Origin of the sequence: Alicyclobacillus sendaiensis NBRC 100866 (assembly GCF_001552675.1) — a bacterium.
In the GTDB taxonomy this organism is placed as follows: domain Bacteria; phylum Bacillota; class Bacilli; order Alicyclobacillales; family Alicyclobacillaceae; genus Alicyclobacillus; species Alicyclobacillus sendaiensis.
The window spans coordinates 1-11,966 of sequence record NZ_BCRQ01000073.1 but is presented as its reverse complement, the minus strand read 5'-3'; the positions used below and the strand labels follow the sequence as shown (position 1 = coordinate 11,966).

General features: G+C 64.4%; 12 protein-coding genes and 1 other annotated feature. Of the genes, 11 read left to right on the top strand and 1 reads right to left on the bottom strand.

The window, feature by feature from the left end:
• Positions 1 to 102: 102 nt before the first annotated feature.
• The 11 genes from AS26_RS12190 to sigK all read left to right on the top strand — a co-directional run bounded on the left by AS26_RS12190 (position 103) and on the right by sigK (position 11,373).
• Entirely contained in the window at positions 103 to 1,446 is a 1,344-nt protein-coding gene (locus tag AS26_RS12190) for a replication-associated recombination protein A (protein WP_062309927.1), read from the top strand.
• Entirely contained in the window at positions 1,379 to 1,789 is a 411-nt protein-coding gene (cymR, locus tag AS26_RS12185) for a cysteine metabolism transcriptional regulator CymR (protein ID WP_041695306.1), read from the top strand. The genes AS26_RS12190 and cymR overlap by 68 nt, the downstream gene beginning before the upstream one ends.
• A 21-nt stretch (positions 1,790 to 1,810) precedes the next feature.
• The gene (locus AS26_RS12180) at positions 1,811 to 2,956 is read left to right on the top strand and encodes a cysteine desulfurase family protein (RefSeq protein ID WP_062309925.1); all 1,146 of its coding nucleotides are present in this window, start codon (positions 1,811 to 1,813) and stop codon (positions 2,954 to 2,956) included.
• A gap of 228 nt (positions 2,957 to 3,184) precedes the next feature.
• On the top strand, positions 3,185 to 3,376 hold the full coding sequence (locus AS26_RS12175; protein ID WP_062309922.1) for a YrzR-like zinc ribbon domain: 192 nt from the start codon (positions 3,185 to 3,187) through the stop codon (positions 3,374 to 3,376).
• A 200-nt stretch (positions 3,377 to 3,576) separates the two neighbouring features.
• Entirely contained in the window at positions 3,577 to 4,635 is a 1,059-nt protein-coding gene (locus tag AS26_RS12170; protein ID WP_245629758.1) for an AI-2E family transporter, read from the top strand.
• Between the two features lie 36 nt (positions 4,636 to 4,671).
• Positions 4,672 to 4,879 (top strand) — a binding site (T-box leader).
• A 68-nt stretch (positions 4,880 to 4,947) separates the two neighbouring features.
• The gene (gene alaS, locus AS26_RS12165) at positions 4,948 to 7,587 is read left to right on the top strand and encodes an alanine--tRNA ligase (protein ID WP_062309917.1); all 2,640 of its coding nucleotides are present in this window, start codon (positions 4,948 to 4,950) and stop codon (positions 7,585 to 7,587) included.
• A 61-nt stretch (positions 7,588 to 7,648) separates the two neighbouring features.
• Complete coding sequence (locus AS26_RS12160) at positions 7,649 to 7,924, top strand: IreB family regulatory phosphoprotein (RefSeq protein ID WP_083516086.1); 276 nt, start codon at positions 7,649 to 7,651, stop codon at positions 7,922 to 7,924.
• Positions 7,914 to 8,348, top strand: a complete 435-nt coding sequence (ruvX, locus tag AS26_RS12155) for a Holliday junction resolvase RuvX (RefSeq protein ID WP_062309929.1) — start codon at positions 7,914 to 7,916, stop codon at positions 8,346 to 8,348. The genes AS26_RS12160 and ruvX overlap by 11 nt, the downstream gene beginning before the upstream one ends.
• Positions 8,349 to 8,366: 18 nt before the next feature.
• Positions 8,367 to 9,458, top strand: coding sequence for an endolytic transglycosylase MltG (gene mltG, locus AS26_RS12150; protein WP_062309915.1), 1,092 nt, complete (start codon positions 8,367 to 8,369; stop codon positions 9,456 to 9,458).
• 85 nt (positions 9,459 to 9,543) lie between these two features.
• Positions 9,544 to 10,548 carry a hypothetical protein gene (locus tag AS26_RS12145; protein WP_245629757.1) on the top strand — a complete coding sequence of 335 codons (1,005 nt, stop codon included), beginning with the start codon at positions 9,544 to 9,546 and terminating at the stop codon, positions 10,546 to 10,548.
• A 117-nt stretch (positions 10,549 to 10,665) separates the two neighbouring features.
• A complete protein-coding gene (gene sigK, locus AS26_RS12140; RefSeq protein WP_062309910.1) occupies positions 10,666 to 11,373 on the top strand; it encodes an RNA polymerase sporulation sigma factor SigK in 708 nt (235 codons plus the stop codon).
• Positions 11,374 to 11,411: 38 nt separating this feature from the next.
• Here sigK and AS26_RS12135 read toward each other — a convergent pair whose 3' ends face one another.
• Positions 11,412 to 11,906, bottom strand: a complete 495-nt coding sequence (locus AS26_RS12135; protein WP_062309907.1) for a hypothetical protein — start codon at positions 11,904 to 11,906, stop codon at positions 11,412 to 11,414.
• Positions 11,907 to 11,966 lie beyond the last annotated feature (60 nt).

Here is an 11,966-nt window from a genome sequence, read left to right as displayed (position 1 = left end):
CCACACGGTCCTCCCCTCCTTTTCCTCCACCCGCAAACCGTGTATAATCGTTAAAAGTTGAGTGGACGACTAGGAATTGTGCAGCCTGAGAGGCGAATGCGGATGGATCTGTTTTCGCTGGCTTCCGAACGTGACGCGGAGCGCGAGGCTCCGCTGGCCTACCGGATGAGGCCGAGATCGCTCGACGAGATGGTGGGGCACGAGCGCCTGGTCGGCCGCGACGGCATCCTGCGCCGGATGATCGAACGGGATCGGCTGATGTCCGTCATTTTGTACGGGCCGCCCGGCACGGGCAAGACGACCATCGCCGAAGTCATCGCGCGCCAGACGAAAGCCCGTTTCATCCCGCTGAACGCGGTGACGTCCGGGATCGCCGATGTGCGAAAGGCGGTCGAGACGGCGCGCGAGGAGCGGGATCTGTACGGGCGGCGCACCGTGGTGTTTCTGGACGAGATTCACCGCTTCAACAAGAGCCAACAGGATGCGCTGTTGCCGCACGTCGAGGCGGGGCTCATCTCGCTCGTCGGCGCTACCACGGAGAATCCTTACTTTGACGTGAACGCGGCGCTTTTGTCGCGATCGCACGTGTTTCGCCTGGAGCCGCTTTCCCCGGACGACATCGGGCGCCTGGTGGACATGGCCATCGCGGACGAGGAGCGCGGGCTTGGGCGCATGCGGGTGCGGCTTCAACCAGACGCCAAACGCGTGCTGACCTTGCAGGCGCGGGGCGACGCCAGACGCGCCTTGAATTTGCTCGAACTCGCCGCGTTCGCGGCGCGCGTGGGGCAGGACGGCGCCACGGAGATCGGCATGCGCGAGGTGGAGGCGGCCCTCGAGGCGAGCGGGGGCCCTCGCTACGATCGCGCAGGGGACGATCACTACGACACCATCTCGGCGTTCATCAAGTCGGTGCGCGGATCGGATGTCAATGCGGCGATGCTGTGGCTCGCGAAGATGCTCGAGGGCGGCGAAGATCCGGCGTTCATCGCGCGCCGGCTGATGATCCTCGCGGCGGAGGACGTCGGGATGGCGGATCCGAACGCGCTCTCCGTCGCCGTGAGCGGCTGGCAGGCGGCCATGGCCATCGGCATGCCGGAGGCGCGGATTGTGCTGGCGGAAGTGACCGCCTATCTCGCCAAAGCGCCGAAATCCAACAGCGCGTACGTGGCCATCAACCGCGCGATGGAGGACGTCAGGTCCGGCTTGCCGCTCGAGGTGCCGCTCCACCTGCGGAGCACGGGGTACCAAGGGGCGAAGACCCTCGGGCATGGGGAAGGCTACCTGTATCCGCACGATTACCCGGGCCATTACGTCGAGCAGAACTACTGGCCCATCGGCGTCAAGCCGCGCGTGTACTACCGGGAAGGAGACGATGATGGTGAAGATCTCGACGAAGGGCCGGTACGGCCTGATGCTCCTGGTCGATCTCGCGGAACAGCAGAGTGACCAGCCCATTTCCCTCAAGTCCATCGCCGAGCGGAACAACCTCTCCGAGCACTACCTCGAGCAGCTCATTGCGCCGCTTCGCAACGGCGGGTTTGTCCGGAGCATCCGGGGCGCCTACGGGGGATACGTCCTCGCCAGGCATCCGCGCGAGATCGTGATCGAAGACGTGCTTCTCGCGCTCGAGGGGCCTATCACCATCGTGGATGAGGAGATGGACGACGGCCTGCAGGTGCTGTGGGACCGGTTGCGGGAGGCCATCCACGACGTGTTGTCTTCCATGACGCTTCAGGACCTCGTCGAACTGCGCCAGGGGTCGTCGCAGGGCTACATGTACTACATCTGATTCCGCGGGGGAGGGAGCGCCATGATCTACCTGGACAACGCCGCCACCACGCCTCTGCTCCCCGCGGTCCGCGCGGCCATGGCGCGTTATCTCGACGACGCCTTCGGCAACCCGTCGAGCCTGCACCGGCCGGGGCGCGAGGCGCGGCAGGCCGTCGAGGAAGCGCGCCGCTTCTTCGCCGACTGGCTCGGCGTCTCTCCGCGCGATCTCGCCTTTACGAGCGGCGGCACGGAGTCCAACAATTTGGCCCTGTATGGCGCGTATCTGGCGCAGCGGGATGGTCGAAATCACATCGTCACCACCGCGGTGGAACACCACGCGGTGCTTGAGGCCGTGGACAGGCTGCGCCTTCTCGGGGCGGACGTGACGGTAGTCCCGGTGGATTCGGACGGGCGCGTCGATCCGGACGACGTGGTGCGGGCGCTCCGCCCGGACACGGCGCTCGTGAGCGTGATGCTCGTGAACAACGAAGTGGGAACCATCGAGCCGGTGGCCGAGATCGCGCGCCGCGTCCGAGAACGAGATCCGGGTATCGTCGTGCATAGCGACATGGTGCAGGCGCTGCCCGTGATGCGCCTCTCGCTCGCAGAAATGGGTGTCCACCTCGCCTCGTTCTCGGCGCACAAGGTGCACGGGCCGAAGGGCGTGGGCCTCATCTACGTTCGATCCGGCACGCCCTTTGTGTCCCTCGCTGCCGGGGGACAGCAGGAACACAGGCTGCGAGCCGGGACCGAGCCGGTGGCGGGCATCGTGGGCTTTCACGCAGCGATGGCGGAGCTCGCGGCGCATTTCGAGGATCACGTGGCGCGGTTGGCGTCGCTTCGGGACGCCATGTGGGAGAGGCTTCGGTCTGTGCAAGGGGCCTACCGAAACAGCCCCTTGGATAGCGCGCCTTCCATTTTAAATGTGGGATTCCGCGGTCTCCGCAACGATCGCTTGCTCATGCGCCTCGACCTCGAGGGAATTGCGGCGAGCGCGGGCGCGGCGTGCAGCGCGGGAAGTCTCGAGCCGAGCCACGTGCTGCGCGCGATGGGGCGCGAAGCGGAAGCGCGCGAATCCATCCGCCTGAGTTTCGCCTGGCAAAACACCATGGAAGAGATTGAAATCGCAGCGGCTATCATGTCGAAGATCGTCGAGTCGATGCGATCACGTTTCACAAATTCGTGACATTTGACCCGCTCAGCGGAGGTTCTTTTCCTGTTTCTGCATTGCAATGCGCCCTGGATAAGCGTAGCATGGGTCACGGAATCTCGGTGGGTGGATATTTCGAAATCTGAAATTTGGTTTTGGCTTTATCATCTATGGATAGACTGTTGGCAGGTTTCGAAATTTCATCCAGAGAGATGGGGCGTGCCGCAGTGCGCCTTCCAAGGGCGAGAAGGGAGGACCAACGTCATGCGGTGTCCGAGTTGCACAAGCCGAGACGTCGGTAAAATTGGTGCCAACCAATACTATTGTTGGAATTGCTTCGCCGAGTTCAACGTGTCCGGCGATGAGGTGCGCGTTTACGAGGTGGCGGAGGACGGATCCCTCATCGTCGTGGATCAGGCGAATCACGCGGACGTGGAATTTGGCACGGGAGCCTGAGAGAGATTAACCTTCGATGATCCCTTTAGACATTCGAGAGAACGGGGCGGTTTTCGAGTAGAGCGGCGTGGCCGCTCTTTTCTTTTGCCCGCGAGGCGGCCGGTTGCGCGCAGAAAATGAAAATAATGGAACGGAATTCTGCATATACTCTGCGGGAGACCCTTGTCCGGCTGCCGCAAAGGGAGGAGATCGCCGTGCCGATGGGACGGTACGCACGCACCATGATGTCCATCGCGTTGACGCTGACCTGCATCTATCTCGCGGGCCTGTTGCGCAGCCTGTTCATGGACATCTGGGGCGTGTTGTCGAGCCTCTTCTACACCTTTTTGGCGTCCCTCATTATCACGTACATCCTGCAGCCCGCGGTCGACGTGTTGCATCGGCGGCGCGTCCCTCGGTCCGCGGCCATCCTCATCGTGTACGCCGTGATCGCCGCCATCCTGGCAGTCGTGGTGTTGAACCTGATTCCGGTGATCTCCCGGCAGATTGCCCAACTGTCGAGCAGCCTGCCCGCGATCACAGCCGAGTTGAGCCGGTGGATCGACATGGTGAACAGCCGAAAGACGTACCTGCCCAACGCGGTGCGGACAGGCATCGAGAACGCACTCAACCAACTGGAACACCGAGTTGAAGTCGCTCCGACAGGGCTGTTCTCCGTTGTGACGAGCACGCTCAACGCCATCTTCATGGCATTCGTCGTGCCGTTTGTGGTCTTTTATATGCTCAAGGACGCGAAGGCCATCGGGCGAGGGATCGTGCGCATGGCCCCTGCGCGCTACAAGCACCGCGTGCGCCTCATTCTCCGAGCCATCGACGACACGCTCGGCGGTTATGTGCGCGGCCAGTTCCTCATCATGTTGGCGGTCGGCTTGCTGTCATTCATTGGATATCTCATCATCCGCCTGCCGTACGCACTTCTCTTGGGCGCGTTCCTCGGCTTTGCCGACATCATTCCGTATCTCGGGCCCATCATCGGCATTGCGCCGGCGGTGATCATCGCGCTCACGACGGCGGGGTGGCCCATGCTCGTCAAGGTCGTGATCGTCAACATCGCGGTGCAGCAGATCGAGGGCAACATCCTGTCTCCGCAGATCATGGGGCGCACGCTTCACCTGCACCCGATGGCCATCGTGGCGGCTTTGATTGTGGGCGGGGAGGCGGGCGGCATCCTTGGCCTCATCCTCGCCGTACCCGCGCTCGCGGTGTGCAAGGTGGTGTGGACGCAGTGGCGCGAAGCGCGCTCCGGGCCCGCGCATTGACAGAGCTCATCCGGCCCGATACAATCGGGAATCGACGACAAAGCGATGCGGAAGACAAGTAGAATCGGCGCGCCTTGTTCAGAGAGGGCGGCCTTCGGCTGCGAGCCGCCTCAAGGCACCGGTTCGAAGCCCCTTCCAAGCGCGTGTGGCAAAGCACGCCGGGTGTGCCCGTTACAGCGCCAGAGCGACAGGCGCGCGTGTGCCTGTAAGCAGGGTGGTACCGCGGGAAACTCCCGTCCCTGATGTGGGGCGGGGGTTTTTCGTGCAGGAGGACACAGCCGACGTGCGATGCCTCGGAGGAGGAGGTTAGGCATGAAATCGCTCACGGGTCAAGAAATTCGCCGCGCGTTCAAGCAGTTTTTCGCGGAGCGCGGTCACCTGGTCTTGCCGAGTTTTCCGCTCGTGCCCAAGGACGACCCGACACTGCTCTGGATCAACGCGGGCATGGCGCCCCTGAAGCCGTATTTCGACGGCCGGGAGATCCCCGAGGTGCCGCGCATCGTGGACGCGCAGAAGTGCATTCGCACCAACGACATCGAGGAAGTGGGCCACACCGCGCGGCACCAGACGTTCTTTGAAATGCTCGGCAATTTCTCGTTCGGCGACTACTTCAAGCTCGAGGCCATCACCTGGGCGTGGGAATTTTTGACGCAGGTGCTCGAGCTGGATCCGGATCGCATCTCCGTCACCATTCACGAGGAGGATGACGAGGCGTTCGAGGTGTGGCATCACCGAGTTGGGCTGCCTGCGTCCCGCATCTACCGCGGCAAGGAGGATAACTTCTGGGAGATCGGCGAGGGGCCGTGCGGGCCGTGCTCGGAGATCTTCTACGATCGCGGCGAAGCCTACGGCTGCGGTTCGCCGGACTGCAAGCCGGGGTGCGACTGCGATCGATTCCTCGAGATTTGGAACCTCGTGTTCACGCAGTTCAACAAGAACGCGGACGGATCGTACTCGCCGCTGCCGAAAAAGAACATCGACACGGGCTCGGGCCTGGAGCGCCTGGCGAGCATCCTGCAGGACGTGCCGAACAACTTCGAGACGGATCTGTTCCGGCCCATCATCGAGCGGGCCGCAGAACTTTCGGGCCACCCGTACGGTCGTTCGGCTGAGGACGATGTCCACCTGAAGATCATCGCCGATCACGTCCGCACCGTCACCTTCGCCATTGGCGACGGCGTGCTCCCGTCCAACGAGGGCCGCGGCTACGTGATCCGCCGCCTGCTCCGGCGCGCGGTGCGGAGCGGTCGCAAGCTTGGCGTGGAGCGGCCGTTTTTGTACGAGCTCGTGGCCGTGGTGGACCGCATCATGGGCGACGACTATCCCGAGGTGCGCGAGAAGCGCCCGCTCATCGAGCGCGTGGTCCGCACCGAGGAGGAGCGGTTCCTGCAGACGCTCGCCGCCGGCGAGGAGCTCTTGAACCGGACCATCGAGGAGGTCAAGGCCCGCGGCGAGTCCGTGCTCTCCGGGGAGGCGGCGTTCCGCCTGTACGACACCTACGGCTTCCCCATCGATCTCACCGTCGAGATCGCCCGAGAGCACGGCATCGAAGTGGACCGAGCAGGCTTTGAGCGCGAGCTGGACGAGCAGCGCGCGCGGGCGCGTGAGGCGCGGCAGGTGGCCGAGGGCATGCAGAGCCAGCGCGGTGATCTGGAGACGTTCACGGAGCCGTCGCGGTTCGTCGGCTACGACGAGCTCGCGGTGGATGCGACCATCGTCGGCCTGTTCCAGCAAGGCCATCGCGTGGACGGCCTCGCCATCGGAGACGAAGGCCAGGTCATCCTCGACGTGACGCCGTTTTACGCGGAGAGCGGCGGGCAGATTGGCGATCGCGGTGAGATTGTCGGCGCAAACGGCAAGGCGGAGGTGCTCGACGTCCAGAAGGCGCCGCACGGCCAGCACGTGATGCGGGTGCGCGTCGTCGACGGCTCGCTCATGCAGGGCGACAGCGTGCGCGCGCACGTGGACGAGGACTTCCGCCGCGACATCGTGAAGAACCACACGGCGACGCACTTGTTGCACAAGGCGCTGCGCGACGTGCTGGGCACGCATGTGGCGCAGGCGGGATCGCTCGTCGAGCCGGAGCGGCTGCGGTTTGACTTCTCCCACTTCGGGCCCCTCACGGACGAGGAGTTGGCCGAAGTGGAGCGGCGCGTGAACGACGAGATCTGGCGCGATCACGCCGTCCATATCCGCGAGATGGACCTGGACGAGGCGAAGGCGATGGGCGCCATGGCGCTGTTTGGCGAAAAGTACGGCCAGCGAGTGCGCGTCGTCCAGGCGGGCGAAAGCATCGAGCTGTGCGGCGGCTGCCACGTGCAGCGCACGAGCGTCATTGGGCAATTCCTCATCACGTCCGAGACGGGCATCGCGAGCGGCACGCGCCGCATCGAGGCGGTCACCGGCCGCCACGCGTACCGCGTGGCCCGCGAGCGAGAGGAGCGGCTGCGCCGGGTGGCGGACGCGCTGAAGACGAACGTGAGCACGGTGGTGGAGCGCGCCGAGCGCGTGATGCAGGAGCTGCGCGAGCTGGAGCGTGAGCTCGAGTCCGCCAAGGCGCGGCTTGCGCACGCGCGCGTGGACGAGCTCGTGGCCGGCATCGAGACGGTGGCGGGTGTCCCCGTCATTCGCGCCGCGCTGTCGGATCTCGACATGGACGGACTGCGCCAACTGGTGGACGAGATCAGAGCCCGAGTCGAGTCCGTCGTGGTGGTGCTGGGATCTGCGCATCGCGGCAAGGTTCAGTTTGTCGCGTACGTGTCAAAGGACTGGCAGTCGCGTGGCCTCCATGCGGGCCAGATCGTCAAGCAGGTGGCCGCGGTGACCGGCGGTGGCGGTGGCGGGCGCCCGGATCTGGCCCAGGCCGGCGGGCGTGACGCGGCGAAGCTGCCGGAGGCCATCCAGAAAGTCGGGGAGATCCTTCTGCAGGTCGCAGGAAATCGCGCGCACTGACTCGAAAAGGATGAACGAAGCGACTTTTGGCGTCTGCAGACGCCCGAGTGAGGTGCGGGCATTGGGACAAGAGTTTGACAGCACGATGCGGTTTGCGTCGAAGTCAGGCAACCCCGAGGTGCGGCGCGCGTTTCAGATCGCGTACCGCGCCCTGAAGGAAAAGGGGTACAATCCCGTGTACCAGATTGCTGGGTATTTGATTTCGGGCGATCCGGCCTACATCACGAGTCACCTGGACGCGCGCAACACCATCCGGCGCATCGAGCGGGATGATCTCATCGAGGAGCTCGTGCGGGCGTACGCCGCACTGTATGGCGATGCGGACGATGGCGATTGATTTTGGCGAGCGGCGGATTGGCGTCGCCATGTCGGACCCCATGGGGCTCATTGCGCAACCGTACGGCGTGATCGAGCGCCAGTCGGATCGACAGGCGGCGGAGGAAGTCGCGGCGTTGGCCCGGCGAGAGGGCGTGGGGCGGATTGTCGTAGGGCGGCCGCTTCACATGTCGGGCCAGCCGTCCGAGATGACGTCGCGCGCGGAGAAGTTCGCGCGCATGCTGGCGGCCCGCACTGACCTGCCGGTGGATTTGTACGACGAGCGGCTGACCACCGTGAGCGCGGAGCGCTTTCTCATTGAACAGAACGTGCGGCGCAGGGAGCGCCGCGCGACGGTGGACGCGGCCGCGGCGCAGGTGCTGCTCGAGGACTACCTGAGATCGCGCCAGCGGGCAGACGGCGAGGGCGCGGAATCCCAAGGTTGAACGTTGGAAGGTGAACGTATGTCGAACCAGCCATCAGGCGCAAGGCGGCGCGCGCGCATGGTCCTCGTCGTCGCCTTGGCGCTTGTGGTCGTGGTCGCGCTCGTTTTCGCCGGGTGGTTTCGCGCGGCGCTTAGGCCCGTGGCGGCGAAGGCGCCCGTCGAGCGGTTTGTGGTGAAGACCGGCGACACGGTCGCCACGGTCGCCCGGCGACTGAAGGCGATGAGGCTCATCCGCAGCGCCACCGCGTTTGAGCTGTACGGGCGCCTGCGCGGGGGCGGGCCGATACTGGCCGGCACGTACGCGCTGTCCAGGGATGAGTCGGCGCCCCAGATCTACCGGCAGATGACGGCGGGCGAAACGGTCCCGAACGTCGTCAACGTCACCATCCCGCCGGGCTATGACATTGTGGATATCGCGGCGCGGCTCGCACAGGATGGGGTGTGCAGCGAAGCCGCGTTTCTCAAAGCGGTGCAAGCGGACGACTACCATCAGGCGTTTTTGAAGCAGCTTGCGGGGCGGCGCGATGTCCGCTATCGGCTCGAGGGATACCTGTTTCCGGACACGTATCAGTTCTACCGAAACGAAAATCCGGTGGACGTCGTGAATGAAATGCTAGACGACTTTGCTGCGCGCGTGCTCACGCCCGCGAACGAAGCGGCCATGCGGGCGGACAAGCTTACGCTGAACGAGGCCATCACGGAAGCGTCGTTGGTGGAAAACGAGGCGCAGGTGGCATTTGAGCGGCCGATTATCGCGAGCGTGATCGACAACCGACTGAAGCTCCACATGCGGCTGCAAATTGACGCCACGGTGGATTACGCCATCGGGAGGCACCTCGCGGTCGTGACGGACGCGGACATCCTGGATGCGCGAAATCCGTACAACACGTATCTGTACGGCGGGCTGCCGCCGGGTCCAATTTGCAGCCCGAGTCTCGCGAGCATTGAGGCGGTGCTTCACCCGGCGCACACGAAGTACCTGTACTACGTGGCCAAGGAAAATGGCACCGGTGAACACTACTTCGCCGAGACGTACAGCCAGCAGCTGCACAACGAGATGCTGAGCGAGGAGAATCGGAAGAAGCGGTCGGAACAGTCGAGCCACAAGTGAGTCGCGGTGTGGGAGTTGGCGCTCCGCCCTCCTCGCCCGGCGTAGGTCAGTGGCCGACCTCTGTCGCGTTTGCTATGATAGGCGCATGAAGAGGAAGAAACTTCTGGGCATGTATCGGCAGGTCCGGGCAGACATCCGCCGGACGTGGGCGGACTGGACGCATTGGGTGCCGCGAACTGTTGCGGCGCTGGCCATCTTGGTGGTCTACCTTCCGCTTGCGCACGGTCCCTTGTTCATTCGCCTCTACTACGAGGCCATGGTCCTCGCGGAGGCTGCGGTGGTGCTCGTGCTCAGCGGGCGGGCCGGGCATCGCCTCGCGCCGTACGTGAGCATCGCCGCGATGCTGGCGTGCCTCGGGCTCCTGTTCGCCGGCGACACGCCGCCGAACCACGCGACGGATCTGTTGTGGCCTGTGCTTGGATATGTCGCGGCCGTCCTGCGCCCGCACGACGTGGCGAACACCATCTTGTACGTCATTCTCGGGCTGTCGTTGGTGTTGACCACGCGGCTGACGCCGATGGAAGCGGCCATCGCTGGGTTCGCCATTGTGATGCTGTATTTTGGCGTGCGCGCCTCGCGCCTGCTCGCCGAATCGCGCGAGAAGGAGAAGGCGTGGAAGCAGTTCGCGGCGCTCGGTTGGCGACAGGCGGTGGAGGCGCTCGAGCAGAGCATGGCGCGCGGGGGAGAGGCCGGGGCCGGCTCGCTCGCGGACGCACTGCGCAACGAGGCCGAAACCATCCTGCTAGGCGTTCCGTGTGACGTGCGGGATGTTCCCGCGCTTTCCGCGCCGGACTGCGCCCGGGCAAGGGCCGCGGTGCGCTTCGCGTGTCAGTCGGCTCTGGCGATAGAGCCGAGGCCGGATCGAACGGAGATCCGAGGTCTTCGCGGCGAGCTCCAACTCCACCTCGTCTATCCACGAGGAGGCCCAGATCCCGAACGGCTGCTCGAGGTGTTTCGGTGGTTGACCGTGTGGGATGAACGCCCACAATGTGGAAGTGAGGCGGATGCGATGCGCGCCATGGTGCGCATCCCCCTTCGCGATCCCGGCGAAGCGGGCGATGAGCCTCCTGCAACAGGCGGTGCTCGGTGAAGCGCGACATGCTCGCAATGCTGCGCGAATGCGGTTCGATGCCCGCAGCGAGACAGTTTTCCTGTCCCCTCCGCATAAAGCTTTAGATGCAACGCATCCAGGCTGGAGGTGGACGCAGTGCCCGGCTTGCTCACCCTGCTCGCGCTCGTCTTGAAGGACGTCTCGCTGTTTGTCTCGTATGTCAAGCAGGGCGCTTTTCCTCATCCGCTCTCCCCCGAGGAGGAGGAGCGCACCATCCGCGACTACCTCGCGGGCGACCAGGACGCCCGCAATCGCCTCATCGAACACAATCTGCGCCTCGTCGCGCATCTCGCCAAGAAGTACGAGTCGTCCGGAGAGGAAATGGACGATCTCATCTCCATTGGCACCATTGGGCTCATCAAGGCCGTCGAGAGCTATCGGCCCGAAAAAGGCACGAAGCTCGTGACCTACGCCGCGCGCTGCATCGAGAACGAGATCCTCATGTACCTGCGAAGCAACAAGAAGCACCGGCGCGACGCGTTTTTGTCCGATCCCGTCGGTACCGACAAGGACGGCAACGAGATGACGCTCGCAGACCTGTTGGGTTCCGATCCGGACGACGTGATCGACGCTGTGGACATGTCGTGGGAGAAGCAGAAGATGTTCGAATGTCTGCCACTGCTCGCGCCGCGCGAGCGGGAGGTGCTATGCAAGCGGTTTGGGCTGCCGGACGGGGAAGAGTTGACGCAGCGGGAAATCGCGAAGGAACTCGGCATTTCGCGCAGCTACGTTTCGCGCATTGAGCAAAAGGCCATTTTGAAGCTATACGAAAACATGCGCCAGCGCAGGAGTGCTGGCTCATAACGACACACAGGGCATGGCCCGCCAAGCTTCGGCGGGCCTCACGCATGCGCTGCGATGATGCGCTCAAACGGGAGGACGAAGACCGAACGGTATTGCGACGCCCACTCACTCGGGGGCGGCGCGTACGTGAGAAGCACCTGGCGATGCGCCTCGTCCAAGCGGTCATGCGCGGTCAGTCGGCCGAGATGCGGCTGGATGGCCTCCTCGTACGCCACGCGCGCCGGTTGCCACCACTCCGCGAACAATGCCCACGCGCGTGCAAAGGCGTCATGCCCCATCGGCGAGTCGGGGAAGAGAAGGCGAAGCGGGTCTTCCAGTCCCGCTAGACAGCGGCCATCGACCGCGGCTGCGCCCAGCCGGTCCATTTGCTCTAACTCCTGTCGCCAAACGCGCGCAAATTGCTCCGGCCCGTCCGAATGGACATCGCGTGCGCCGTGCGATCCAAGGATCCGGGAATGCGCGCGGAGCCGCCAGATATACAGGATAAAATTGAGGCTCGCGGGAAACGCATAGGTCACGGTCTCCGCGGACATGTTTTCACCTCCGCGAGTGACGCGGACAAGCCGCCTTCGAACATCGCACGCCGCGGGAGG